22 protein-coding genes are annotated in these 24,674 nt (G+C 60.9%); 6 read left to right on the forward strand and 16 right to left on the reverse strand.

Features of this window, described 5'->3' with window-relative positions:
- Positions 1-146: 146 nt before the first annotated feature.
- The 11 genes from ACIPZH_RS24275 to ACIPZH_RS24325 all read right to left on the reverse strand — a co-directional run bounded on the left by ACIPZH_RS24275 (position 147) and on the right by ACIPZH_RS24325 (position 15,730).
- The gene (locus ACIPZH_RS24275; RefSeq protein WP_400638126.1) at positions 147-1,046 is read right to left on the reverse strand and encodes a M23 family metallopeptidase; all 900 of its coding nucleotides are present in this window, start codon (positions 1,044-1,046) and stop codon (positions 147-149) included.
- Between the two features lie 152 nt (positions 1,047-1,198).
- Positions 1,199-2,110 (reverse strand): response regulator, encoded by a 912-nt coding sequence (locus tag ACIPZH_RS24280; RefSeq protein ID WP_241806725.1) that lies wholly within the window; start codon positions 2,108-2,110, stop codon positions 1,199-1,201.
- A gap of 165 nt (positions 2,111-2,275) precedes the next feature.
- Entirely contained in the window at positions 2,276-3,046 is a 771-nt protein-coding gene (gene phoU, locus ACIPZH_RS24285; RefSeq protein WP_241806724.1) for a phosphate signaling complex protein PhoU, read from the reverse strand.
- A 167-nt stretch (positions 3,047-3,213) separates the two neighbouring features.
- Positions 3,214-4,047 (reverse strand): phosphate ABC transporter ATP-binding protein PstB, encoded by an 834-nt coding sequence (gene pstB, locus ACIPZH_RS24290; protein WP_241806722.1) that lies wholly within the window; start codon positions 4,045-4,047, stop codon positions 3,214-3,216.
- 102 nt (positions 4,048-4,149) lie between these two features.
- Positions 4,150-5,820, reverse strand: a complete 1,671-nt coding sequence (pstA, locus tag ACIPZH_RS24295; RefSeq protein ID WP_241806721.1) for a phosphate ABC transporter permease PstA — start codon at positions 5,818-5,820, stop codon at positions 4,150-4,152.
- Positions 5,821-5,837: 17 nt separating this feature from the next.
- Positions 5,838-8,126, reverse strand: coding sequence for a phosphate ABC transporter permease (locus tag ACIPZH_RS24300; protein WP_400638127.1), 2,289 nt, complete (start codon positions 8,124-8,126; stop codon positions 5,838-5,840).
- A gap of 138 nt (positions 8,127-8,264) precedes the next feature.
- Positions 8,265-9,263, reverse strand: a complete 999-nt coding sequence (locus ACIPZH_RS24305) for a phosphate ABC transporter substrate-binding protein PstS (RefSeq protein ID WP_241806719.1) — start codon at positions 9,261-9,263, stop codon at positions 8,265-8,267.
- Positions 9,264-9,426: 163 nt separating this feature from the next.
- Positions 9,427-10,944 carry an S-type pyocin domain-containing protein gene (locus ACIPZH_RS24310; protein ID WP_400638129.1) on the reverse strand — a complete coding sequence of 506 codons (1,518 nt, stop codon included), beginning with the start codon at positions 10,942-10,944 and terminating at the stop codon, positions 9,427-9,429.
- Complete coding sequence (locus ACIPZH_RS24315) at positions 10,934-11,407, reverse strand: hypothetical protein (RefSeq protein ID WP_400638131.1); 474 nt, start codon at positions 11,405-11,407, stop codon at positions 10,934-10,936. The genes ACIPZH_RS24310 and ACIPZH_RS24315 overlap by 11 nt, the downstream gene beginning before the upstream one ends.
- A gap of 2 nt (positions 11,408-11,409) precedes the next feature.
- Positions 11,410-13,983, reverse strand: a complete 2,574-nt coding sequence (locus tag ACIPZH_RS24320) for an S-type pyocin domain-containing protein (RefSeq protein WP_400638133.1) — start codon at positions 13,981-13,983, stop codon at positions 11,410-11,412.
- 457 nt (positions 13,984-14,440) lie between these two features.
- Positions 14,441-15,730: an MFS transporter gene (locus ACIPZH_RS24325; protein ID WP_241806716.1), complete on the reverse strand. Its 1,290-nt coding sequence runs from the start codon at positions 15,728-15,730 to the stop codon at positions 14,441-14,443.
- Positions 15,731-16,086: 356 nt separating this feature from the next.
- Here ACIPZH_RS24325 and ACIPZH_RS24330 point away from each other — a divergent pair, with 356 nt between their 5' ends.
- Together ACIPZH_RS24330 and ACIPZH_RS24335 are read left to right on the forward strand one after the other, a co-directional pair.
- Positions 16,087-16,485, forward strand: a complete 399-nt coding sequence (locus ACIPZH_RS24330; protein ID WP_003253317.1) for an acyl-CoA thioesterase — start codon at positions 16,087-16,089, stop codon at positions 16,483-16,485.
- Positions 16,486-16,556: 71 nt separating this feature from the next.
- Complete coding sequence (locus tag ACIPZH_RS24335) at positions 16,557-17,453, forward strand: D-hexose-6-phosphate mutarotase (RefSeq protein ID WP_400638135.1); 897 nt, start codon at positions 16,557-16,559, stop codon at positions 17,451-17,453.
- Positions 17,454-17,561: 108 nt separating this feature from the next.
- Here the strand turns inward: ACIPZH_RS24335 and ACIPZH_RS24340 are convergent, their stop codons facing one another.
- The 4 genes from ACIPZH_RS24340 to purE all read right to left on the reverse strand — a co-directional run bounded on the left by ACIPZH_RS24340 (position 17,562) and on the right by purE (position 20,082).
- Complete coding sequence (locus ACIPZH_RS24340; RefSeq protein ID WP_400638137.1) at positions 17,562-18,131, reverse strand: DUF3299 domain-containing protein; 570 nt, start codon at positions 18,129-18,131, stop codon at positions 17,562-17,564.
- 12 nt (positions 18,132-18,143) lie between these two features.
- Complete coding sequence (locus ACIPZH_RS24345; RefSeq protein WP_241806713.1) at positions 18,144-18,389, reverse strand: GlsB/YeaQ/YmgE family stress response membrane protein; 246 nt, start codon at positions 18,387-18,389, stop codon at positions 18,144-18,146.
- 108 nt (positions 18,390-18,497) lie between these two features.
- Positions 18,498-19,580 (reverse strand): 5-(carboxyamino)imidazole ribonucleotide synthase, encoded by a 1,083-nt coding sequence (locus ACIPZH_RS24350; RefSeq protein ID WP_400638139.1) that lies wholly within the window; start codon positions 19,578-19,580, stop codon positions 18,498-18,500.
- Positions 19,581-19,590: 10 nt separating this feature from the next.
- The gene (gene purE, locus ACIPZH_RS24355) at positions 19,591-20,082 is read right to left on the reverse strand and encodes a 5-(carboxyamino)imidazole ribonucleotide mutase (RefSeq protein ID WP_125924414.1); all 492 of its coding nucleotides are present in this window, start codon (positions 20,080-20,082) and stop codon (positions 19,591-19,593) included.
- A 270-nt stretch (positions 20,083-20,352) separates the two neighbouring features.
- Between purE and ACIPZH_RS24360 the strand changes: the two genes are divergently transcribed.
- Together ACIPZH_RS24360 and ACIPZH_RS24365 are read left to right on the forward strand one after the other, a co-directional pair.
- Positions 20,353-20,514 carry a hypothetical protein gene (locus ACIPZH_RS24360; RefSeq protein WP_400638141.1) on the forward strand — a complete coding sequence of 54 codons (162 nt, stop codon included), beginning with the start codon at positions 20,353-20,355 and terminating at the stop codon, positions 20,512-20,514.
- Position 20,515: 1 nt separating this feature from the next.
- On the forward strand, positions 20,516-20,971 hold the full coding sequence (locus ACIPZH_RS24365; protein ID WP_400638143.1) for a zinc-dependent metalloprotease family protein: 456 nt from the start codon (positions 20,516-20,518) through the stop codon (positions 20,969-20,971).
- Here the strand turns inward: ACIPZH_RS24365 and ACIPZH_RS24370 are convergent.
- Positions 20,963-21,880, reverse strand: a complete 918-nt coding sequence (locus tag ACIPZH_RS24370; protein WP_241806710.1) for a LysR substrate-binding domain-containing protein — start codon at positions 21,878-21,880, stop codon at positions 20,963-20,965. The two genes, ACIPZH_RS24365 and ACIPZH_RS24370, sit on opposite strands and share 9 nt — an antisense overlap.
- A 182-nt stretch (positions 21,881-22,062) precedes the next feature.
- Between ACIPZH_RS24370 and aspA the strand changes: the two genes are divergently transcribed.
- Complete coding sequence (gene aspA / locus ACIPZH_RS24375; RefSeq protein WP_241806709.1) at positions 22,063-23,487, forward strand: aspartate ammonia-lyase; 1,425 nt, start codon at positions 22,063-22,065, stop codon at positions 23,485-23,487.
- 157 nt (positions 23,488-23,644) lie between these two features.
- Positions 23,645-24,637: an AraC family transcriptional regulator gene (locus tag ACIPZH_RS24380; protein WP_349975578.1), complete on the forward strand. Its 993-nt coding sequence runs from the start codon at positions 23,645-23,647 to the stop codon at positions 24,635-24,637.
- Positions 24,638-24,674: the final 37 nt, after the last annotated feature.

The following is a 24,674-nucleotide window of genomic DNA, read 5'->3' on the forward strand; positions in this document are numbered from 1 at the left end:
AAATGGTGGGGCTTTTGTATTTGTTTGGGCTGTAATTCTAGGGCCTGCCAAAAAAAAAAAATATTTTTAAGGGCCCAATTTTGGTGGGGCCATTGTTTAAAAAGCTGTTTTGCGCGTGGGGGGGCCGTTTGGCGCCCCCGACACTTTCAGGGATTGCCTGCAGTAAAGTTCGGCAAACCGCCAATCGGCCGGTCGAACTGGAAAGGGATCGACTCCAGCGCCAAGCCGACGTTGCGCTGCACCACGAAATGCAGGTGCGGGCCCGTGCTGTTGCCGGTATTGCCCGACTTGGCCAATGCCTGCCCCAACGCCACCTGCTGCCCCTCAGCCACGACCACTGAACCGCGCATCAGGTGCAGATACACTCCCATCGTGCCGTCCGGGTGAAGAATGCGCACGAAATTGCCCGAGGGGTTGGGCCCCCGCCCGCTCTGGCTGTTCTCGATCTTCACTACCATCCCACCCCTGGCCGCGATGATCGGGGTGCCCTCCGGCATGGCGATGTCCATGGCAAAACGGCCCTTGGGGCCGTAATGGCTGAAGCGCCCATTGGGGCCTTGAGTCAGGCGGAAAGGGCCGCCCTTCCAAGGGAACGGGTAGCGGTAAGCCTGCGTACGCTGGCCGGGATCACCCATGGCGTACTGAAATTTGCTGGCGTACCTTAGCGGCCCGCCGGGTGCCGCCAATACAGAACTGAGCACCTTGGTCGAACGTGGCCCGACTACGGCCCGCACGATCCGCGGTCCGTTACCGCCAAAGGCGTTAGCCAACTGGTCGATACGCAATTCAACCTGCATGGGTACATACAGCTCATTACGCACCAGGAAGCGAACGCCGCCGGGGAATGGCTCGGTTTGCAGGCGTACCCGCCCTTCTACCTGCTCGAACATCGGCTCGCCCAGCTCCAGCGCCTTGGCACCTGGGCTGGGCCGCTCGGAGTAGGACGCCACGCCGAAATTATCGGTGGTCTTGTAGATGGTCATGCCCAGGCTCGACGCCGAGGCCGTGAGCAAGGTACAGAGCAGCAGCAAGCGGGCAGCAGGCATGATAGTGGCTTTTTGACAGTTACCGTCTGTCGAAGCCTAGCAGCCGGATCTGGGAGCGGTATGACAGTTGGTCGGATGACCGCCGCAGTTCTGTAATGACGGCCATGCGCCGCGAAAGGGCCGCGCAGCGGCCCAGGGCGTTGTACGAGGCACTAAGCGCCGGGAGTGAAGTGCTTCTGCGCGGTGCCGCGGGCAATCAGCCGCGACAGGTAGTCGAGCTTCTGCGCATCCTGGTCGACGAACTTGAAGGTCAGTTGCAGCCAGTCGCTCTCAGGTTTCGGCTCCAATGCTGCGATGGCATGCAGGTAACCGTTCAGGCGAGCGACTTCAGCGCTCTCGCCCTGCTCCAGGTCCAGCACAGCGCCTTCGAGCACCTGTGGCAGCACGGCACTGCGACGCACCACCAGCAGCGCCTCTTTGAGGCTCAACGCCTTGATCACACAAGGCTGAGTACCACTGGAAAGGCGCAGCTGGCCTTGACCACGCCCGGTCTGCGCGGCGGCCGCAGCAGCCGTCTGCGGTTTGGGTGCATTGATCAATGGCTTGGCCGGCGCAGCGGCAGCAGCGGCAGCAGGCGTGGCCTTGACCGCTTCAGGTTTGCCCCCGGTCAGCGCGCTCAACGAATCGTTGGCGAACGCCGAGTTCACCCGCGCCTGACCACCGGCTACCAAGCTTTCAAGCTTGCCGATCTTGGTCAGGGCCTTCTTCACTTTGGTCAGCAGCTGTTCGTTGGTGAACGGCTTACCGACAAAATCGGAGACGCCCGCCTGGATGGCCTGGATGACGTTTTCCTTGTCGCCGCGGCTGGTCACCATGATGAACTGCAGGCTCTTCATCTCTGGCTGCTGGCGGCACCAGGTCAGCAGCTCAAGGCCGGACATCTCGGGCATTTCCCAGTCGCACAGCACCAGGTCGAAGGTTTCCTTGGCCAGCATGGCCATGGCCTTGCGGCCGTTCACCGCATCTTCGATGACCATGCCCGGGAAGGCATTACGCAGGCACTTCCTCACCAGATCACGGATGAACGGGGCGTCATCCACGACCAGCACATTGACTTTACTCATCGATACTCCTCTTGAATCCCGACTAGCCTACCGCCGATTGGTGGCCATTTGCCAACATCTGGATCACGCCGGGACTTCTTTGCATCGTTCGCGGGTGCCTGCTGACTGCTCAAGCGCAAACGAAAACGCCCGGCAAAAGCCGGGCGTCGATGCTCGGGAGCAATCTTATTTATCGTCAGGTTGAGCCGGAACATTAGCAATTTCGGCCTCATCACCCGCCGTTCCCTGAACTTCGGCTTTCATGCGCTTGAGGCCCAGGTGGCGGACGTCGGTTCCGCGCACCAGGTAGATCACCAGTTCTGAGATGTTGCGCGCGTGGTCGCCGATGCGCTCCAGCGAACGCAGGGCCCAGATGACGCTCAATACCCGCGAGATCGAGCGCGGGTCTTCCATCATGTAGGTCACCAGTTCACGCAGGGCGGTCTTGTACTCGCGGTCGATGGTCTTGTCGTACTGGGCCACCGACAGGGCCAGGTCGGCATCGAAGCGGGCGAAGGCATCCAGTGCGTCGCGCACCATGTTGCGTACCTGGTCGCCAATGTGGCGCACTTCGACGTAGCCGCGCGGCGACTCGCCTTCTTCGCACAACTGGATGGCACGGCGGGCGATCTTGGTCGATTCGTCACCAATGCGCTCCAGGTCGATCACCGACTTGGAAATGCTGATGATCAGGCGCAGATCAGAGGCCGCGGGCTGGCGACGGGCGAGGATGCGCACGCATTCCTCGTCGATGTTGCGTTCCATCTGGTTGATCTGCTCGTCGACTTCACGCACCTGCTGGGCAAGGCCGGAGTCGGCCTCGATCAGCGCGGTAACCGCGTCATTGACCTGTTTCTCGACCAGCCCGCCCATGGCCAGGAGGTGGCTGCGCACCTCTTCGAGTTCGGCGTTGAACTGCTGGGAAATGTGGTGCGTCAGGCTTTCTTTGTTGATCATCGTTTCGCTCCGGGAAGCTGCGGCAGCTGCAAGCTGCAAGCTGCAAGCTGCAAGCTTCAAGTAGTTCGTATCGTTCCTGGCCCCGCGCTAACTGCTCTTGCTTCTGCTTGAAGCTTGAAGCTTGAAGCTCGCAGCTTGAAGCTCGCAGCTCGCCGCTCAAGGCGCCGTTAGCCGTAGCGACCGGTGATGTAGTCTTCGGTCTGCTTCTTCGCCGGGTTGGTGAACAGGGTGTCGGTATCACCGAATTCGACCAGTTTGCCCATGTACATGAACGCGGTGTAGTCCGAAACACGGGCCGCCTGTTGCATGTTGTGGGTCACGATAACGATGGTGTACTTGGATTTCAGTTCGTAGATCAGCTCTTCGACCTTCAGCGTCGAGATCGGGTCCAGTGCCGAGCAAGGCTCATCGAGCAGCAGTACTTCAGGCTCGACGGCGATGGTACGGGCGATCACCAGACGCTGCTGCTGGCCGCCGGACAAGCCCAGCGCCGAGTCGTGCAAACGGTCTTTCACCTCATCCCACAGTGCGGCGCCCTTGAGCGCCCACTCGACCGCCTCGTCCAGCACACGCTTCTTGTTGATGCCCTGGATACGCAGGCCATATACCACGTTCTCGTAGATGGTCTTGGGGAACGGGTTTGGCTTCTGGAACACCATGCCCACACGACGGCGCAGCTCGGCCACGTCCTCGCCCTTGCGGTAGATGTTGTTGCCGTACAGGTTGATGGCGCCTTCGACACGGCAACCGTCCACCAGGTCGTTCATGCGGTTGAAGGTGCGCAGCAGGGTCGACTTGCCGCAGCCCGAAGGGCCGATGAAAGCCGTCACGCGCTGCTTGGGGATGTTCATGCTGACGTCGAACAACGCCTGCTTGTCGCCGTAGTACAGGCTCAAACCGGGTACTTCGATGGCCACGGTCTCTTCGGCCAGGCGCAGGCTCTGCTTGTCGCGGCCCAGGGCAGCCATGTCGATGCCGTGGGTGTGGGATTCTTGCTGCATGGTCTCACTCCGTTTGTAGCTGCATGCGTTGAGCTGCAAGCTGCAAGTTAGGGCAAAGCGGCAATCTTCTTGGGGCTTGCCGCTTGTGGCTTAAAGCTTCAATCAGTGGTCGAGGGCCTTGTACTTCTCGCGCAGGTGGTTACGGATCCACACCGCCGAGAGGTTGAGGGTGGCGATCACCATCACCAGCAGCAGCGCAGTGGCGTACACCAGCGGCCGCGCCGCCTCGACGTTGGGGCTCTGGAAGCCGACGTCGTAGATGTGGAAGCCCAGGTGCATGATCTTCTGGTCCAGGTGCAGGTACGGATAGTTGCCGTCCAGCGGCAACGACGGCGCCAGCTTGACCACACCCACCAGCATCAGCGGCGCTACTTCACCCGCGGCTCGGGCCACGGCGAGGATCATGCCGGTCATCATTGCCGGGCTGGCCATTGGCAGCACGATTTTCCACAAGGTCTCGGCCTTGGTCGCGCCAAGCGCCAGCGAGCCCTCACGCACGGTGCGTGGAATACGCGCCAGGCCTTCCTCGGTAGCCACGATCACCACCGGTACGGCCAGCAGCGCCAGGGTCAGCGATGCCCACAGCAGGCCTGGCGTGCCCAGGGTCGGTGCCGGCAGCGATTCGGGGAAGAACAGACGGTCGATCGAACCACCCAGCACGTAGACGAAGAAGCCCAGGCCGAACACGCCGTAGACGATGGCCGGAACGCCCGCCAGGTTGTTCACGGCGATGCGGATCAGGCGCGTGACCGGGCCTTGCTTGGCGTATTCGCGCAGGTAGACCGCCGCCAGCACGCCGAACGGGGTGACGATCACGGCCATGATCAGGGTCATCATCACGGTACCGAAAATGGCCGGGAAGATACCGCCTTCGGTGTTGGCTTCACGAGGATCGTCGCTGAGGAACTCCCAGACCTTGGTGAAATAGGTGCCCATCTTGGTAAAGCCGGACATGGCGTTGGGCTGGATGGCGTGCACCACCTTGCTCAGGTTGATCTCCACTTCGCGGCCGTTGCCGTCGCGAGCGACCAGGCTGTCGCGGGCGAAGGCCTGATGCAGGCTGGTGAGGCGGTCTTCGATGGCCTTGTAGCGGCTGTTCAACTCGGCACGTTCGGCATCCATGTCGGCCTGGGCCGTAGCGTCCAGCTTGCCTTCCAGCTCCAGCTTGCGGCCTTGCAGGCGCAGCCGCTCCAAGCCATGGTTGATGGCGCCGATGTCTTTTTTCTCAAGCTGCTGCAGCTCGCTGTTGAGCTGGTTGGCGCGTTTGAGACGTGCCTGCAGCTCGTTCCAGGCGCCAGCGCCTTCGGCGACCACGCGGCCTTGTTCCTTGACGCTCACCAGATAGCCATAGAAGTTGCCCCATTCGCGGCGCTCCAGGGCGATCAGGTCGACCGGACGCTGCTCGTCGACCAACCATTCACCGACCACCCAGGTGAAATCACTGCCGTTGAGGTCACGGTTACCCACCTTGATCAGCTCGCGGGTCATGAACTCGGGGCCTTCGTCAGGCACCGGCAAGCCGGCACCCTTGAGGCGGGCGCGAGGTACTTCTTCTTTCTGAACCACTTCACCGACGATGACGTGGTCACCCTGGCCCGGCACCTTGTAGGTGGCCTGGACCAGGTCGGCGGGCCAGAAGTGACCCAGGCCGCGTACGGCGATCACGGCCAGCAGGCCGACGGTCATGATGACCGCCATGGCAACCGCGCCACCGCTGATCCAGACGCCTGGGGCGCCGCTCTTGAACCAGCCTTTGAGGGAATCCTTTTTCACGGATCTCTACCTTTCTATCAAAGCGACGAGTATTTCTTGCGCAGACGCTGGCGAATCAGCTCGGCCAAGGTGTTCATGATGAAGGTGAACATCAGCAGCACGAGAGCGGCGAGGAACAGCACACGGTAATGGCTGCCGCCGACTTCGGATTCGGGCATCTCCACCGCCACGTTGGCGGCCAAGGTACGCATGCCTTCGAACAGGTTCAGCTCCATCACCGGAGTGTTGCCGGTGGCCATGAGCACGATCATGGTCTCGCCCACCGCTCGGCCCATGCCGATCATCAGCGCCGAGAAGATACCCGGGCTGGCAGTGAGGATGACCACGCGAGTCAAGGTCTGCCACGGCGTCGCACCCAGGGCCAGGGAGCCCAGGGTCAGGCTGCGCGGCACGCTGAACACGGCGTCTTCGGCGATCGAGTAGATGTTCGGGATGACCGCAAAGCCCATGGCGATACCGACTACCAAGGCGTTGCGCTGGTCATAGGTGATACCCAGATCATTGGTTATCCACAGGCGCATATCGCCACCGAAGAACCAGGTTTCCAGGTACGGGCTCATGGTCAGGGCGAACCAGCCAGTGAACAGGATCACCGGGATCAGGATCGCGGCCTCCCAACCATCCGGAACGCGCAGGCGAACCGACTCAGGCAGCCGGCTCCAGGTGAAACCTGCCAGCAGAATGCCGAACGGCATCAGCAGGAACAGGCTGAACACACCTGGCAGGTGCCCTTCCAGGTACGGCGCGAGGAACAGGCCAGCGAAGAAGCCGAGGATCACCGTCGGCATCGCCTCCATCAGTTCGATCACCGGCTTGACCTTGCGGCGCATACCCGGGGCCATGAAGTAAGCGGTGTAGATAGCGGCGGCGATGGCCAGCGGGGCCGCCAGGATCATCGCGTAGAACGCGGCCTTGAGGGTACCGAAGGTCAGCGGCGACAGGCTCAGCTTAGGCTCGAAGTCGGTGTTCGAAGCCGTCGACTGCCAGACGTACTTGGGCTCGTCGTAGTTCTCGTACCAGACCTTGCCCCACAGCGCGCTGAAGGAAATTTCCGGGTGCGGGTTCTTCAGGCTCAGTGGCAGCAGCTTGCCGCCCTCTTCGATGAAGATGCGGTTGGCACGCGGTGACAGGGCCATGATACCTGGGCCTTCGGCAGCAGGCTCGACCAGCAGGGTGCGGTGCGCGGTGCTGTGGAAGACGCCCAGCTTGCCCTCGGCGTCCAGGGCGACGAAGCCCTTGCGGCGCTCTTCGGCATCGATCTGGACGATCGGCGCCTTGCCCATCTGGAAGGTACGGATCTGCTTGAAGCGCAATTCGCCATCCGCGTCACGCGCCATGAACCATTGCGCCAGGCCGCCTTTGGAGTCACCGAAGATCAGCGAAATGCCGCCGACCAGTTGCGCAGTAGCGGTAATCTCGGTATCAGCGCTCTCAGACAGCTTGTAGCGGCCATTGAGGCTCTTGTCGCGCAGGCTGAAGACATCCGCGGTGGCTCGCCCGTTGATCACGTACAGCCACTGCTGGCGCGGGTCGATGAAGATGTTCTTCACCGCCTCGGTCATTTGCGGCAGCTCGATGCGGTTCTGCTCGGTGGTGACCTCTTCGGTCATCAGGTTTTCGGTGCGCGTCAGCTCGATCACCTGCAGGTGCGCACCAGTGGAACCGGCAAGCATCAGGGTGTCGCCGTTGACGTTGACGCTGACGTGCTCCAGCGCGCGGCCTTGGTCATCCAGCACGTACGGCTCTTGGCCATACGGATAGTCGATGCCGGGGGTAATGGTCTTTTTGTTGTCTGGGTAGGTGATCTTGTAGGTGTGGTGGAACACCAGCGCCTGCCCATTGGACAAGCCCAGCACTACCAGTGGGCTACCCGGCTGGTCGGTGCTGATCGAGCTGACCTGGGTGCCTGCCGGCAGCGGCAGGTCGACGCGGTTGAGCTCGTTACCGGTCTTGGTATCGAAGAACAGTGCCTGCCCGTTGTCCGAAACACGCATACCGACCAGGTTCTGCTCTTCGAGCGCGATCATCAGCGGCTTGCCGGCATCCTGCTGCAGCCAGGTCGGCTCCAGGGCCTTCTTGCTGGTCAGCTCGGCGCCCTGGAACAGCGGCAGCACCACATAGGCCAGATAGAAGAAGATCAGCGTGATGGCTGCCAGCACAGCAAGCCCGCCTACCAGTACATACCAGCGGGTCAGGCGGTCCTTGAGCGCGCGCATGCGGCGCTTGCGTTGCAACTCGGGCGTATTGAAATCAATCCGCTCGGGAGGGGATTTTTGGGTCATGGTGGAGTTGGCCAGATCATTCATGCGCACACCCTAGCGGTCCCGTATGACAAAAACATGACAGTGCGTTGACGCAAAAAAGCCCGCCGCTCAGGAGCCCTGGCTTCGGACCGAGAATTCGTGGAAAAGGCCGGCTCAATTGCCGGCCTTTTCCTCAGTTACTTACTTTTTTGCAACGTTACCGGCGTGGGACAGGCCCAGGTCAGCGAGGGTCTTGTCGACCACTTTCGATGGCAACGGAATGTAGCCGTCCTTCACCACGACCTGCTGCCCGGCCTGCGACAGCACCAGTTTGACGAACTCAGCTTCCAGCGGGGCCAGCGGCTTGTTCGGGGCCTTGTTGACGTAGACGTACAGGAAGCGCGACAGCGGGTAGGTGCCGTTCAGGGCATTGGCCTCGTTGTCTTCGATGAACTCGCCGCCTTCTTTCTTGGCCAGGGCTACGGTCTTGACGCTGGCAGTCTTGTAGCCGATACCCGAGTAGCCGATGCCGTTCAACGAGGAGCTGATCGACTGCACGACCGACGCCGAGCCTGGCTGTTCGTTGACGTTAGGCTTGAAGTCACCTTTGCACAGGGCCTCTTCCTTGAAGTAGCCATAGGTACCCGATACCGAGTTACGACCGAACAGCTGCACTGGCTTGTTGGCCAGGTCGCCAGTCACGCCCAGGTCGCCCCAGGTCTTGACGTCGGCCTTGGCACCGCACAGGCGAGTGGAAGAGAAGATCGCGTCGACCTGAGCCATGGTCAGGCCCTTGATCGGGTTGTCCTTGTGTACGAATACGGCCAGGGCGTCGACAGCGACCGGAATGGCGGTCGGCTTGTAGCCGTACTTCTGCTCGAAGGCCTGCAGCTCGACGTCCTTCATCTTGCGGCTCATCGGGCCAAGGTTGGCGGTGCCTTCGGTCAGCGCGGGTGGCGCGGTGGAGGAGCCGGCAGCCTGGATCTGGATGTTGACGTTCGGATATTCCTTCTTGTAGGCCTCGGCCCACAGGGTCATGAGGTTCGCGAGGGTGTCGGAACCGACGCTGGAGAGGTTGCCCGAAACACCGGTGGTCTTGGTGTAGGTCGGGATCGCAGGGTCGACGGCGGCTACCGCGTTGGCGGTTGCAACGCCAGCGGCGGCAAAGGTGAGGGCCGCCATCAAACGCTTAAGTTTCATGCCTTGCTCCTAGCAGGAATATTTGGGGTGTTGGATGGATCGGGCCCAAGTATCAGCAGGCCGCATGAAGACGATATGACTTCAATATGACAATTGGATGAAAGGCCATCACCGGTTGTCGGGGATGGCCTTTGCAAGATGTTGCAGGAAAGTAGGGGCTACCCTAAAGCTCTCGGCGGTCCCTGAACATTATGTATAAAGAGTCTAGGCCGGACCCCGACGGAAACACCACGATATAGTCGTCGAACTGAACCTGTGCCAGGTTGGCGAAGCGCTCTATCCGCGGCACCTTGGGCATACTCAGGAATCCGATGCTGGGGGGTCGCGAAAGGTCCCTGGGGGCATAGGGAGCGCTGCCCATCTGCCACTGCACTGTCACAGGCGCTCGGCCTTCGCTGGTGAATGTGAAGGCCTGCCGCGAGACATCCCAAACAGCCGCCCGAACCCGTACGCGCGCGGGGACGACGTTGCCTTGAGTCGAGGTCATGACCACATGCGAGTAGCGCGTGAACGTTTTGACCCCCGTGGAGGTGCCAGTACTGGCGCCGCGCACTATGGAGCAGAGACGCACTGGCAAATCCACCTCGGCACGCTCCGCAGCTAGAGCTGCCCAGTCCATCCGCTCGCTGTCGAGCATTTCAACCAGCGGCACCGTTACGGCAAAGCGCGGATCGTCGCTGGGGGTACTCAACACGAACTCGACAACATCCGCATACGTGCCGGGGTGATCGCCCTGCAGCGACGTTGCCTGCCAATCCAGTTCCGCTACAGCGGAACGAAAGGTCTTGATCAGATGATGCTGCTGTTGGGCTACTTCACGGCTCAAGCCTTGCGCTGTCAGCAATGCAGGATGCAGGCTTGCTGCATGGGCCGCGGCCTTTAACGTCAAAGGCCCATGGCCCGGGCTGGTCGCCGTGGCCTTGGCCAACTGGGCGATACGTGCTTCCAGGCTTTCGATCAGCTTCACGCCACGGCCGTATAAGGCGGGATGACGCGCCTGGGCCGTAGCCAAGGCCGCGGCATGACGCTGGCTACCTGCGGTGATTTCACGCAGCACGACGGCCTGGATTGCAGCGTTTAGAAACGGGCTGGTGGCGTCGCGCTTTGCGCCATCGAGTGCAAACTTGACTGACATCTGCAAGCGCTTGAGCTGGTCGACGGCGGCCTTGGCTTGATGCTGGGCCAGTTCCAGGGCACGCAGCGCGGCGAGGCTGGCAGCCAGTTGCTGCGCAGGCGTGCCGACGCCCGGGCTGCGAGCCAATTGCTGTTCCAACGCGGTCAGCTTCAGTTTGCCCTGCTGCTCGGCTGCCTGGATCTCAGCTACCAGTTTGCGCACTTTTTCCAGGTTACGGGTGGAAGACTGGCTGGCTCGCTGCGCGGGGGTCAGCGTTTGGCGAACCGGTGGTGGTTGCAAGGTCTGGCCTTTGAAGGCTGCGCGGCCTTTTTGCTGATGCCAGGATTTTATCGTTGCAACAATGTGGTCAGGGGAGTTGATGCTGCCGGTTTCGTCAGCGGTTGAGTAGAACAGGAGGTCGCTGCCGGCGGGGTGGCCGATTATCTGGTCGAAATGGGCGATGAATGAGTTATGTTCAGACCTCTTGCCTTCGACATCCCAGATATTTTTGACGAGCAATAAGAACGAATGCTCATCGTAGTCTTGCAATCGTTTCTCAAGCTTCATCTTCCTTAGCCCTCAAGACAACCCCGGAAACTTTAAAATCCGTAGTATAATTATATGTTAATTCGACACTCGCAAACCCCTGGGAGGAAAGCTCATAAATATCCCATCCACCCGTTTTGCCTATGGGTGGCGGCATCGCCATAGGACCTCGTGAACTAATGGGATTTCCCCATGTCGCCCGAACAGCATCCTTATCCCGACAACCATAGGGTTGCGAAAGAAGATCCTTAAACTCTGGCTCAAGCTCAACGCGCCTGATAATTGTAACAATCACCGCTTGCAATACTTTAGTTTCCGTATCAAGTCTATAGCTAACCCCAGGCTCTGGCTCAAGGTACAGCTCTGTTGCACCAGAATAGAGTTTTATGAAAGGGAGATCTGGATCAAGCCCAAGACCAAGCAACGTGGCATGAGTTTCACCTAGGGACTTCAACCAATGCTCGACTTCTACAATTCTTGTCATGATCACACCATTTCAATAAATTTTTTAAGCAAATAAGTAAGCTCCGCCTTGATTCCTTCAACTCGCTCAGTCGGAAGACCTGGTCTTAGCGCCTCGACGTTGCTACGCACAGCCTCAAACAGGTCAGCAGCGTCTAGCTTTTGCTTCGCTTTGGTGTTCCGTCCACCATATGTCTCACTGTACCTCCTATGCACATGTGTAGGTATAACAACAGCAGGGGCTCGCCTGGTAAGCGCTCTGACTTGATAGGGTGACAAATGCGGAACATTATTCTCAAGCCAAAGTTTTATCGCGCCTTGAGCAGGTATATGATCAACATCCATATCGTCTCTTATACTTCTGCGCTCCAAATCACCATACGCTCCAGTTTCAGTCTCTTCTGCTGGCTCGTTATTAACCAGGCCCGGCGCTGGTAGGTCGTCCTCTCCACCGAACCCAGGAATTATGGCCCCTGTCTCTCCAGGATTCTCGCCTGGAAGTATTTCAAGACTTGGCCCCACTGGATCAGTCGACGCCCCCGGAAGAATGCCCGGCAGTGACGGAGCCCCGGGCAAAGGCGTTGGTCCCAGTAACTCCGATCCAGGTGCCACCAGTGGCGTCCAGGTGCGCGGGGGCTGGCCTTCCACAATCGCGGCGTCGAACGCCAAGGCCACACGAGTGCCGAACCAGGGCTTGAACGGCTGAACGACCGTCAGGACGCCTTGAGTGTCGTTGGGTTTGTGGATTCTCAGTTGATCGAGGTTGTACAGCCCGGAGCCAACACCAGGAGCTGCCACATGCCGCAGTTCGAACTCGCGCCGTGCCCCACTCCAGCTCGCTTTCGGTGCTACAGGAGGAAAACCGCTGAGGATGCGCCGCTGGTTCAGCTCATCGAACTGCCCGAGCAACCCCTGATCCGCTGCGATAGCCCGCCACACCGCGCTTTCGAAGGCTGGCATGCCTGTGAACAAGCGGCCACGCAGCTGGTTACCGACCTGCGCAGGCATTCCCACGCCGGCTGTGGCTCCGCTGGCGGACCACCATTTGGTGGCAGCCACCTGGCCTTTGCCGCTGACGATGCCGGTACCCGCCGGGGATACCGCGAAAGAGAAGTATTGGGGTGGTTGGCCGGGGACACAGACAATGCAGTCATCGAAGCGAAGGTCCACGCCTGCGTCGACAATGGCCGCTTCTGGTGCCAGCGCCAGCACCCTGCCGCTGGATGGGCTATTTCCTGAGACAGCCGCGTCGCCCAGCACGATGGTTTTGCCGGTGGGCGTCTCGGCCTCCACCCTGTAGGTTTCGGTCACAGGGTCGAAAACGGCATTCCTGACCCGCACTTCGGATGCGATCCCGGCTCCCGTGGAAGCCACCGCTATTCCGCTGCCACCCGGCAGCTGCTCGATCCTGATGCGGCTACTGAGGCGGGCTGAACCGCCAGCATCGGCGATTGCCTGCAGATCCTGGCCAGCCATCACCCCCAGCAGGTCCGCACGTACACCCAAACCTTCGAGATGGCGCCTGCGCTGTGCTTCGGTCAACTCGCCATTAGCCAGCGTTGGCGAGTACAGCATGGCCGTAGCCGAAAGGCTGACAGCTTGCCCGACACGAATCGCAGCGACCCTCAGCACCTCTTTCGCCGCATTGGCGATTGCCTGCTCCAAGGCCGCAGCCACATCCACCGCAACCTGCGCGCCTGCCTGGCTGAGCAACACCCCACCCGCCTGGGCAGCAGCAACGGGTGCCGTGAGCGTGGCGGCTACCTTGAACCGCTGCAGGCGCCGATCTTCGTCTGCCTGCTGCTTGTAGCGGATCCGGGCTTCCCGTTGTTCGGCATATTGCCGTTGGCGCTCCCAGCTCGCCTCTCTGGCGTGCCAGGCCTGCTCCTGTTGTGCGTGCTCGACAACCAGCGCCGCTGAGCGCTGCGACAACTGCTTGATGGCCTCCTGCAAAAGCCGGGCTTCCTGGGCTGCCACGTAGGCCGCCTCCCAGTCGCGGTGCAGTTGCTGCATTTGTGCTGCGGTTGTCAGGCTGGCCAACCGAGCGGCGTATGCATCAGCGGCCACATCCTGGCCAGCAAAAGCACCCGCCGATGCCTGCCGCTTGGTCAGCTCAAGTTGCTTGGCTGCAATGAGACCATTTGTCTCGTTACGCGCCTTGGTGATCTGGTAGAGCTGCCAGCGTTCGCTGCCGTCATAGTCAGGACGCTTGCGCGCAGCGTTGATCTCATCCTGAAGCGCCTGTGCCAGGCCTTTCGACTGTTTTGCGAAGTGAGCATCAAGCTGCGCACGTCGACCTTCACGTGCCTGGCTGTACGTACCAACCCGCTGGTGATGCGCAAGCGCCAATGCCTCGGCACGAGCCGTCGCAGCGGCAGCCTGGCGTGCCTGTTCCTCGGCCTTTGCCCGGGCGAGAGCGGCAGCGCGAGCTCTCGCCCGCTTTTTCCGACGGCGTCGGCTGGAGCCCCCAAAGCCTCCGCCAAAGCCGCCACCACCGCCAATGCTGAAAAAACCGCCTCCGCCACCACTTGAACCGGAAGAGCCGGGAGTGATGACAACATCACCCGTTGAATTATCGTTCAGTGTGTTTTGAACCATACAGAGTCTCCTTATCTGCATGGCTCAAGTTGCCCATTTGATGTCGGGCAACTGCACTACATATCTCTCTACGTTAAACTGTTTATTTCAACTAATTTCGGAATACATTTTTACTTTTCCGCCGGCATTTAGATGCCGTCGATACATGAGAAAATTTTCTCTACGGGCAGAAGTTTCTAATTTGCAGAATGGTGCAAAGACGCCTTGGCTTAAATTTTTGCCGATAGGAAACATCCCGCATAATTTGAAGGAAGCAATGATACAAGAGGCCTATTTACAGGGCGCGCTGAACGCCCTGGCAAGGGCAAGCGCCACTGAGGCCTGCATGTGCGGGCTGGGTAAAGCTTTTAGATTTTGAATAAGGCTGTGACTCCCACATGCACAGCACCGTTACTGAAACTGTGCTGTACATGTGGGCGTCACCTTGCCGACGATAAAGCCGGTGAGGGCCAGCCGATCAGCGCCTGTTAGCGACCAGGTAAATGCCCACGATCAGACCAACTGCACACAGACCCGCTACATAATAGGCAGGCGCCATTGGGCTCACCTTGAGCAGCGCAGTCACCACCATCGGCGTCAAGCCGCCAAAGATGGCGTAGGCCACGTTGTAGGAGAACGAGAGGCCACTGAAGCGCACCGCCGCCGGGAACGCCTTGACCATCACATAGGGCACCGCGCCGATCACCCCCACGCACAGGCCGGTGATGGCATACAGTGGGAACAGCAGCTGCGGGTGGGTCGGCAGGCTGTGGTAGAAGGTCCAGGACGTCACCAGCAGCAGCAGGCTGCCGATGACGAACACGCGGCCTGCACCAAAGCGGTCGGCCAGGCTGCCGGAGCCGATGCAGCCAAGGCTGAGCAGCACGATCGCCAGGCTGTTGGCCTTGAGCGAGTCGGTGGGGCTGATGTGGTAGATGCTCTGCAACAGCGCCGGTGTCATCAGGATGACCACTACGATGCCGGCAGAAAGCATCCAGGTCAGCAGCATCGACAGGATGATCGGGCCACGGTGATCACGCAGCACCGCGCGCAGCGGCAGCTCTTCGGCCAGTGCCTTGCGCTGCTGCATCTCAGCGAACACCGGCGTTTCGTGCAGCCAGCGGCGCAGGTACACCGAAAACAGGCCGAACACGCCGCCAAGCAGGAAAGGGATACGCCAGGCGTAGTCGGCGACTTCTTCAACGCTGTAAACCGTGTTGATCAGCGTTGCCACCAGCGAGCCAAGCAGAATGCCAGCGGTCAGGCCGGCGGTCAGGGTGCCGCAGGCATAGCCGGTGTTGCGTGCAGGCACATGCTCGGACACGAACACCCAGGCGCCAGGCACTTCACCCCCGATCGCTGCCCCCTGTATCACGCGCATCAGCAGCAGCAGGATCGGTGCCCACAGGCCAATCTGGGCATAGGTGGGCAGCAGGCCCATGATCAGCGTTGGCAGGGCCATCATGAAAATGCTCAGGGTGAACATCTTCTTGCGCCCAAGCAGGTCGCCGAAGTGGGCCATGATGATGCCGCCCAGGGGCCTGGCCAGGTAGCCGGCGGCGAAAATGCCGAAGGTCTGCATCAGGCGCAGCCACTCGGGCATGTCGGCCGGAAAGAACAGCTTGCCGACCACAGTGGCGAAAAACACGAAAATGATGAAGTCGTAGAACTCTAGGGCTCCGCCTAGCGCGGACAGTGAGAGGGTCTTGTAGTCACTGCGGGTCAGCGGCCGCGAGGGCTGCTCGATACTGCTCGGCACGGAGGTCATTGCTTGTTCTTCTCTTGTAGGGCATGCAGGCCGCTTGGCACGCGGCTTCTGGCGGTGACAGGCGAAGATAGCAAATTGCCGGGGCCTGCTGAAAGCGATACAAAATCCATACAGATATTCATGACTGCACGGTCGTCGCTGAGCGTTTGGCTATATATACTGCCCGTTCGTAGGAAAACGTTGCCGCCACGATGGGATGTTGTGCGAAAACGCCGGTCTTTATGTCAGGCGGTTTCGCAGAGTTTCCCTACGGCCGTCCAGCGAAACGAAATCGGCGTAGTATGTCTCAAGCTGAATCGTTTACTCGGCCTTTGCGCCACACCAACGAAAGCGTCACGGGTCAGAGGCCCCACCGCATGATTGAGCTCGAACAAGAAGATCCTATCCCGCAAGGCGACCTGGCCCTGCAAATCACTGCGTTGCCCCGCGAAACCAACGGTTTTGGCGATATCTTTGGCGGCTGGCTGGTCGCCCAGATGGACCTGGCAGGCACTGCCATGGCGAGCCGCGTCGCGGGTGGCCGGGTGGCAACGGTCGCCATTGACCGTATGGCCTTCCTGGTGCCAGTGGCCGTGGGCGCACAACTGTCGTTCTATACCCAGACGCTGGAAATCGGCCGCAGCTCGATCCAGATGATGGTCGAAGTGTGGAGCGACGACCCGCTGTCGAGCGAATGGCGCAAAGTCACGGAAGCAGTGTTCGTCTTCGTCGCCATCGATGGCAGCGGCCGCACCCGTTCGGTGCCTCGTCGCTAAGCCACGCGAGCGGTAAACTCATTGCAAGGCAGCGGGTCGAAGGCCCACAGGCAATCAATGAGACAAGCGCAATGGCTACCTACCAGGTCGTAAACGAGCAACACGGCGAACTCAACTGCTGGCGTATCACCAGCGACCGTGCCGAACTACTGATCGCCCAACAGGGTGCGCAGATCCTCAGCTACCAGCACGTTGGCGAGCCGCCGCTGCTGTGGCTGAGTGACCAGGCCATATTCCGCCAGGGCAAGTCGGTGCGCGCAGGTGTGCCGGTGTGCTGGCCGTGGTTCGGCAACCTGCAGCGCAACCCCGAAGCTGTTCAAGGCATGTTCCATGGCACGCAGGCGCCGGCCCATGGCCTGGCCCGCACGCGTGACTGGAAACTGTTGGGCATTGAAGAAGCGGCCAGCGCGCTGCGCATCGAATTCGAACTGCCAGAAGCCCAGGGCGATCTGCCGCACTGGCCGCATGACGTCGAGCTGAAACTGCTGATCGTCATGGGTGATGCGCTTGAGCTGACCCTGACCAGCCGTAACAGGGGCAACAGTTCAGTCACCATCAGCCAGGCCCTGCACAGCTACTTTGCCGTCAGCGATGTGCGTGAGGCGCGGGTCGAGGGTGTCGAAGGGCTGGACTACATCGAGACCCTGGCTGACTGGGAGCAGCGCCAGCAACAGGGTGCGCTGACGTTTGCCGGTGAGACCGATCGCATCTACCTGAATACGCCTGGGCAACTGAGCATTGTCGATCCGCACTGGAATCGGCGCATTACCCTGAACAGCCGTGGTTCACGTTCAGCGGTGATCTGGAACCCTTGGACCGACAGGGCCCAGGCATTGCCTGACATGGCCGATGATGGCTGGCAGCGAATGCTGTGCATCGAAACGGCGAATGTCTGGGACGATGTGGTGGAGTTGAAGCCTGGGGCCGTTCATGCCCTGCACGTGGCGATTGGCAGCGAAGGGCTTTGATTCCACTGCCGGGACCGTTTTGCGGTCCTTTCGCGATACGAAGCTCCTGCTACGCAGGCCGCACACACCTGAACGGCCTGTTTCACGATGGGCTGCAAAGCAGCCCCTTCACAGGTCAGCGTCCTGCACCACCCTCACCTTCGCGGCGTCCAGCGCATACGCCGCATCGGCCATGTCGTTGCTGACCTTTTCAACCTTCAACGTCCCGCTCACCCACAACGGCGTGTAGATGTCATCGATCTTCAAACCCTTCGGAAAGCGCACCAGCACCAGCTGGTTGGGTGGTGGCGGCGGTACATGGATGCAGGCGCCCGGGTAAGGCACCAGGAAGAACAGCGTGTTATTACCCTTGGCATCGCTTTCAAGCGGCACCGGGTAACCGCCGAGACGAATTTCCTTGCCGTTCATCGCGGCCACGGTCTTGGTCGAATACATCACCGCTGGCAGGCCCTTGCTTTGCTTCAGGCCGCCCTTGTCGGTGAAGGTACCCATCGCCTCGGGCGAGTTATGGTCAATCTCTGGCATTTGCTCGAGGGCTTTCTGGTCCGACTTGGGCATCAGTTCGAGCCAGTCGGTTTCAGGCAGCTCGGCATGGGCCAGGGCGCTGGCCAGAAGCATGGGGATGAGAAAAAAGGCACGCATGAATATGCTCGGCAAATCGGATGAATTGCCGAGCATTCTAACCAGTATTCAGCGCTTCTTGATGAAGCCGAAGATAACCAGAAGGATGACGGCACCGACCAGTGCGCCGAAGAAGCCCGCTGCCTGCCCAGCCTGATAAATCCCCAGGGCCTGGCCGCCATAGGTGGCGATCAAGGAGCCGGCAATACCCAGCAGGATGGTCATGATCCAGCCCATGCTGTCGTCGCCTGGCTTGATGAAGCGCGCCAGCAGGCCAACGATCAGGCCGATGAAGATAGTTCCAATGATGCCCATGGCAATCCCTCTGCAGTGAAGATGGAGCAAGCCAAAGCCTAGACAGCGCTTTGGCTTGTTGCCATTTCAGAGGGCGAACCGCTTGCAGAAGTTCGATCAGATGGCCTGTCAGTTGCTGATCAAGGCCTCTACCTCGGCAATCTTGCGCTCGAGGGTGGCCATATCCTGGCAACGCAGGGTGGCGTGCCCGACCTTGCGCCCGGCCTTGAAGGCCTTGCCATAGTGATGCAGGTGGCAGTCATCGATGGCAATGACCTTGTCCACTGCCGGCACCTCACCGATGAAGTTGAGCATGGCGCTCTCGCCTACCTTGGCAGTCGAACCCAGCGGCAGGCCGGCGACGGCGCGCAGGTGGTTTTCGAACTGGCTGCACTCGGCCCCTTCGATGGTCCAGTGCCCGGAGTTGTGCACACGCGGGGCAATCTCGTTGGCCTTGAGGCCACCGTCGACTTCGAAGAACTCGAAGGCCATCACACCCACATAGTCCAGCTGCTTGAGCACACGGCCGACGTAGTCTTCGGCCAGCGCCTGCAGCGGGTGTGCCTGGCTTGCCACGGACAGGCGCAGGATGCCGCTCTCGTGGGTGTTATGCACCAACGGGTAGAAGCGGGTTTCGCCATCGCGTGCTCGCACGGCCACCAGGGACACTTCGCCGGTGAACGGCACGAAGCCTTCCAGCAGGCACGGCACGCTGCCCAACTCGGCAAAGGTACCTACCACATCCTCAGGGGTGCGCAGAACCTTCTGGCCCTTGCCGTCGTAGCCCAGGGTCCGGGTCTTGAGCACGGCCGGCAGGCCGATGCTGGCCACCGCTGCATCAAGGTCGGCCTGGGAAAGGATATCGGCGAAGGCCGGGGTGGGAATGCCCAAGTCGCGGAACATGCTCTTTTCGAACAGGCGGTCGCGGGCAATGCGCAGCGCTTCGGCGCTCGGGTACACCGGGACGAACTGCGAGAGGAAGGCGACGGTCTCGGCCGGGACGCTTTCGAACTCGAAGGTCACCAGGTCGACTTCGTCCGCCAACTGGCGCAGGTGGTCCTGGTCGCCGTAGTCGGCACGCAGATGCTCGCCAAGAGCCGCAGCGCAGGCGTCCGGCGCCGGGTCGAGGAAGGCGAAGTTCATGCCCAGCGGGGTGCCCGCCAGAGCCAGCATGCGGCCCAGCTGGCCGCCACCGATAACACCGATCTTCATGGGTTCTGCCTCAAGCCTGACGTGGGTCTGGATTGTCCAGCACAGTGTCGGTCTGCTCGGTGCGGAACTGCTTGAGCGCCGCGTGATAGTGCGGGTATTTGGCGCCGAGGATGCTCGCCGACAGCAGCGCGGCGTTGACCGCACCGGCACGGCCGATGGCCAGGGTGGCAACGGGTACACCGGCAGGCATCTGGACGATCGACAGCAGCGAGTCGACACCCGACAGCATCGACGACTGCACCGGCACACCCAGCACCGGCAGGTGGGTCTTGGCGGCGCACATGCCTGGCAGGTGCGCTGCGCCACCCGCGCCAGCGATGATCACCTCGATGCCACGCCCTTCGGCCTCTTCGGCGTACTGGAACAGCAGATCCGGGGTGCGGTGGGCGGAAACCACCTTCACTTCGTAGGGAATGCCGAGTTTTTCCAGCATATCGGCGGTGTGGCTAAGGGTGGACCAATCGGACTTGGAGCCCATGATCACGCCAACCAGTGCACTCATCGTCGAGCCTCTCCTGCAAGCGCCTTCTGGCGCGCTAAAAGCAACAAGCCACGCAGGTGGACCGGCGTGGCTTGTCATACGGATTCTGAATCGACCAGGCTGGCCGAAGGCGCGGGATTGTAGCGTATTTCAAGTCGGCCCGCCCACCCCCACAAGCACATGTCGGATCAAAGGGCAAGCTGTCTCGTGGGACAACTTTTTCCGACTGCCGAGAGGCCTGCCAGGTGGTGACGATCGCGGCCACCCACTCGATCTACCTGGAGAACCGTAATGCCCAAGACCCTCACCCTCCTTTTCAGCCTCCTGCTGTCCCTGCAGTTGCCTTGCGCCGTAGCGGCCAAGTCGCTGGTCGTGACCGTTTATCTTCACGACGAGCTGGCCAGCATCAGCGACGAGCAAGTGCACAAGGATTACTCAGCACTGGATCGATGAGATGCGCAGTTTCACCGCCCACCCCACGGAACTGATCGTGCGACGCAACGTTCCGGGCATCACCGATATGGATTATCAAGGCAAGCCATCCAACGAGATTCTTGAGGCATTCACCCAAGGCGTGCAGGAACTGACCTCGGACCAACGCTTCTCTTTCATGCACAAGCACCTGCTGATGACGCAGAACAGCTATGACCACAGCGGGCTGAACTACAATGCGGGCCTGGCCTACTTCAAACAGAACACGGCCATCGCCTCGACGGCCGCGTACAGCAGCGCCGCCCATGAAATCGGCCATCTGCTTTCCGCCACCCATGAAGACGCCGAACTGAAGTTCAACGGCTGGGTCTGCGAAACCTATACGCACCGGCGAATCCCGGCGCGATCGAACTGCTACCGGTATAGCGACAAGAACCGGGCGAATATCGCCGACTACCTCAAGTACAACTCACACTGAGCCTTCGCCTTGCGCACCCGCGGACTCGAGCTTGCGCCATAGCAGGCGCACGTTGGCCTTGCGCACCAGAGCACAGCGATACAAGCGGATTTCCAGTGGCACATGCCACTGGGCCCCTGCGCAGATGACCAGCTCCCCGCGCTCCAGCTCGCCACGCATCGAAAGCCGGGGTACCCAGGCAACGCCCATGCCTTCCAAGGCCATGCTCTTCAAACTGTCGGCCATGGCTGTCTCGTACACCGTGGTATAGCGCAAATTGCGCTGGCGCAGCAGCAGGCTCACGGAACGGCCAAGAAATGCGCCCGCACTGTATGCAAGCAACGGCACGCTGGCGTCGCCCTCAAGGTCGAACATGGGCTTTCCATCTGCCCCTACGGCGCACACCGGAAGCATTTCGGTGGTGCCCATGTGCAGCGAGGGAAAGATTTCGGCGTCCATCTGCAGCGCCGCATCCGGGTCGTAGAAAGCCAGCATCAGATCGCAGCCACCTTCGCGCAACGCGTGCACAGCATCACCGACGTTGGTGGCCACCAGCCGTGTGGCGATGTTCAAACCATCGTTACGCAGTTGCGCAACCCAGCGCGGGAAAAAGCCCGATGCCAGCGAGTGCGCCGCCGCCACCTGGATCACCTCGCCCTGGCCACCTTCAAGATGATGCAAATGGCGTAGAACTTCACTCAACTGGTCGACAACGGTACGCGCCGTTACGAGAAATAGCTGACCCGCCGCCGTCAGTTCGATGGGCGTGCGGGAACGATTCACCAGCGTCAGGCCGAGCGCCGCCTCCAGGCTGCGAATACGTCGGCTGAAGGCGGGCTGGGTGACGAAACGGCGCTCCGCTGCCTGGGAAAAACTGCGGGTGGCGGCCAGCGCACTGAAGTCTTCCAGCCATTTGCTTTCTAGGTTCACTAAACGAATCTCCCGGCATGCACCAAAATGGAACACGCTCGAATGTCAATTGGCGTCACATCAAACACTATGCCGTTTGTGCATAGGTTAGCGTGCAACAGCATTGGCCGCAAAATCCCCTTAAGGCCTAGCATTAGCGCCATTCCGGCAGGTGCCGGGTCAAAATCGAGATGATATCCATCATGTCCTCCGCTGCATCGTTCCGCGTCGAAAAAGATCTGCTTGGTACCCTTGAAGTCCCTGCCGATGCCTACTACGGCATCCAGACTCTGCGCGCTGCCAACAACTTCCATCTCTCCGGTGTTCCGCTGTCGCACTACCCGAAGCTGGTCGTGGCACTTGCCATGGTCAAGCAGGCTGCTGCCGATGCCAACCGTGAGCTGGGGCACCTGAGCGATGCCAAGCACGCCGCCATCAGCGAGGCCTGCGCCCGCCTGATCCGCGGTGACTTCCACGACCAGTTCGTGGTGGACATGATTCAAGGTGGCGCTGGTACTTCCACCAACATGAACGCCAACGAGGTCATCGCCAACGTCGCGCTGGAGGCCATGGGCCACCAGAAGGGTGAGTACCAGTACCTGCACCCGAACAACGATGTGAACATGGCGCAGTCGACCAACGACGCTTACCCGACCGCCATCCGTCTGGGCCTGCTGCTGGGCCACGACGCGCTGCTGGCCAGCCTCGACAGCCTGATCCAGGCCTTCGCTGCCAAAGGTAAAGAGTTCGACCACGTACTGAAGATGGGCCGCACCCAGCTGCAGGACGCCGTGCCGATGACCCTGGGCCAGGAGTTCCGCGCCTTCGCCACCACCATGACCGAAGACCTGCAGCGTCTGCGCTCGCTGGCCCCGGAACTGCTGACCGAAATCAACCTGGGCGGTACCGCCATCGGTACCGGTATCAACGCCGACCCTGGCTACCAGGCCCTGGCCGTACAGCGTTTGGCGACCATCAGCGGCCAGCCGCTGGTACCGGCTGCCGACCTGATCGAGGCCACCTCGGACATGGGCGCCTTCGTGCTGTTCTCCGGCATGCTCAAGCGCACTGCGGTCAAGCTGTCGAAGATCTGCAACGACCTGCGCCTGCTGTCCAGCGGCCCACGTACCGGCATCAACGAAATCAACCTGCCAGCGCGCCAGCCAGGCAGCTCGATCATGCCAGGCAAGGTAAACCCGGTCATCCCTGAGGCCGTCAACCAGGTTGCCTTCGCCATCATGGGCAACGACCTGGCCCTGACCGTCGCCGCTGAAGGTGGCCAACTGCAGTTGAACGTGATGGAGCCGCTGATCGCCTACAAGATCTTCGACTCGATCCGCCTGCTCCAGCGTGCCATGGACATGCTGCGCGAGCACTGCATCGTCGGCATTACCGCCAACGAACAGCGCTGCCGTGAACTGGTGGAGCACTCGATCGGCCTGGTCACCGCCCTGAACCCTTACATCGGCTACGAAAACGCCACCCGTATTGCCCGCGTAGCCCTGGAAACCGGCCGTGGCGTGCTGGAGCTGGTACGCGAAGAACAGCTGCTGGACGAAGCGATGCTCAACGACATCCTGCGCCCGGAAAACATGATCGCTCCACGTCTGGTTCCGCTGAAGGCGTAACCCGGCTGCTGCAAACAGTCTCACCAGGTTTGAGGGACTAGACACCTCTCGACCTTTCAAGGGCCCGAGCGCACGCTACGGGCCCTTTTTTTCGCCTGCGCGATCCCGGCACACAACTTGCTCTGTAATGTTTCCCAGCCCCACGGAAATACCGAGCATGCTGCACAGCCACATGACCACCCTCAACGCGGTTTCGCTGATCCTCAACCTGTTCCAGGAGCAAGGGTGCGAGGCTACGGCGCTGCTGGCTGGCAGCGGTATAGGCCTGGCAGACCTTGGCCATGCCGATGCGCGCATCACCACCCAGCAAGAGCTGCAGGTATGCGCCAATGCCGTGGCACGGCGTGAGGACATTGGCCTGGAACTGGGCCAGCGCATGCATGTGTCGTGCTACGGCATGCTGGGTTACGCGCTGCTCTCCAGTGCCACTTTGGGTGACGCCTTGCGCCTGGCTTTGCAGTATCCGGCACTGCTGGGAACAGTCTTTCGCTTACGCCTGATAGACGACGGCCAGCGCATCTGGCTTAGCGCCGACGAATATCGCGACCTCCCGGCGCTGGCCGCTTTCAATGCCGAGTTCTGCCTGGTGTCGCTCAAAGTCATCTGTGACGACCTGCTGGGCCGGCCACTGCCCCTGCTCGGCGCCCGTTTCGCGCATGCCCAGCCTGCCTACCATCAGCGCTATAACGGTGTCTTTTCCTGCCCTCTGGGCTTCGACGCGAAGGACAACGCCTTTGCGTTCGATCGACACTGGTTGGACACGCCGCTGCCGCTTGCCGACCCGATCACGCACAAAGCCATGAGCGAACGCTGCCGGCGCCTGAACCTTGAATTCACAGGGCGCCAGGCCTGGCTGGGGCGGATTCGCCAGTTGCTGCTGCAGCAACTGGACGCTGCCCCCGGCCTTGAGGGCTTGGCGCGGCAGATGAACTGTTCGTCTCGCACCTTGCGCCGGCACTTGCAGGCGCTCGGCAGCAGTTATCAACAGCTGCTCGATGAGCTTCGATTCGAGCGAGCCAAGCAATTGCTCGCCGATGACAAGATGCCGATCTACCGGATTGCCGAGCGCCTGGGGTTCAGTGAGACGGCGAGCTTCCGGCATGCGTTCCAGCGGTGGAGCGGTGTTGCGCCCAGCCATTTCCGAGGTTGAGCGGGGCCTGCGAGCTTGGCCACATCGATCCCCTTTT

The sequence above is a fragment of the Pseudomonas sp. NPDC089758 genome (assembly GCF_044748705.1).
Lineage (GTDB): Bacteria > Pseudomonadota > Gammaproteobacteria > Pseudomonadales > Pseudomonadaceae > Aquipseudomonas > Aquipseudomonas putida_X.

Bases quoted from the DNA above. Each gene is read 5' to 3' on its own strand.
- ACIPZH_RS24305 (WP_241806719.1), bottom strand. From the start codon at position 9,263: ATGAAACTTAAGCGTTTGATGGCGGCCCTCACCTTTGCCGCCGCTGGC.
- ACIPZH_RS24350 (WP_400638139.1), bottom strand. From the start codon at position 19,580: ATGAAGATCGGTGTTATCGGTGGCGGCCAGCTGGGCCGCATGCTGGCT.
- pstB (WP_241806722.1), bottom strand. From the start codon at position 4,047: ATGCAGCAAGAATCCCACACCCACGGCATCGACATGGCTGCCCTGGGC.
- ACIPZH_RS24320 (WP_400638133.1), bottom strand. From the start codon at position 13,983: ATGGTTCAAAACACACTGAACGATAATTCAACGGGTGATGTTGTCATC.
- ACIPZH_RS24300 (WP_400638127.1), bottom strand. From the start codon at position 8,126: ATGAATGATCTGGCCAACTCCACCATGACCCAAAAATCCCCTCCCGAG.
- purE (WP_125924414.1), bottom strand. From the start codon at position 20,082: ATGAGTGCACTGGTTGGCGTGATCATGGGCTCCAAGTCCGATTGGTCC.
- ACIPZH_RS24325 (WP_241806716.1), bottom strand. From the start codon at position 15,730: ATGACCTCCGTGCCGAGCAGTATCGAGCAGCCCTCGCGGCCGCTGACC.
- ACIPZH_RS24380 (WP_349975578.1), top strand. From the start codon at position 23,645: ATGCTGCACAGCCACATGACCACCCTCAACGCGGTTTCGCTGATCCTC.
- phoU (WP_241806724.1), bottom strand. From the start codon at position 3,046: ATGATCAACAAAGAAAGCCTGACGCACCACATTTCCCAGCAGTTCAAC.
- ACIPZH_RS24315 (WP_400638131.1), bottom strand. From the start codon at position 11,407: ATGACAAGAATTGTAGAAGTCGAGCATTGGTTGAAGTCCCTAGGTGAA.
- ACIPZH_RS24365 (WP_400638143.1), top strand. From the start codon at position 20,516: ATGCGCAGTTTCACCGCCCACCCCACGGAACTGATCGTGCGACGCAAC.
- aspA (WP_241806709.1), top strand. From the start codon at position 22,063: ATGTCCTCCGCTGCATCGTTCCGCGTCGAAAAAGATCTGCTTGGTACC.
- ACIPZH_RS24345 (WP_241806713.1), bottom strand. From the start codon at position 18,389: ATGGGCATCATTGGAACTATCTTCATCGGCCTGATCGTTGGCCTGCTG.
- ACIPZH_RS24360 (WP_400638141.1), top strand. From the start codon at position 20,353: ATGCCCAAGACCCTCACCCTCCTTTTCAGCCTCCTGCTGTCCCTGCAG.
- ACIPZH_RS24275 (WP_400638126.1), bottom strand. From the start codon at position 1,046: ATGCCTGCTGCCCGCTTGCTGCTGCTCTGTACCTTGCTCACGGCCTCG.
- ACIPZH_RS24340 (WP_400638137.1), bottom strand. From the start codon at position 18,131: ATGCTCGGCAATTCATCCGATTTGCCGAGCATATTCATGCGTGCCTTT.
- ACIPZH_RS24280 (WP_241806725.1), bottom strand. From the start codon at position 2,110: ATGAGTAAAGTCAATGTGCTGGTCGTGGATGACGCCCCGTTCATCCGT.
- ACIPZH_RS24335 (WP_400638135.1), top strand. From the start codon at position 16,557: ATGGCTACCTACCAGGTCGTAAACGAGCAACACGGCGAACTCAACTGC.
- ACIPZH_RS24330 (WP_003253317.1), top strand. From the start codon at position 16,087: ATGATTGAGCTCGAACAAGAAGATCCTATCCCGCAAGGCGACCTGGCC.
- ACIPZH_RS24310 (WP_400638129.1), bottom strand. From the start codon at position 10,944: ATGAAGCTTGAGAAACGATTGCAAGACTACGATGAGCATTCGTTCTTA.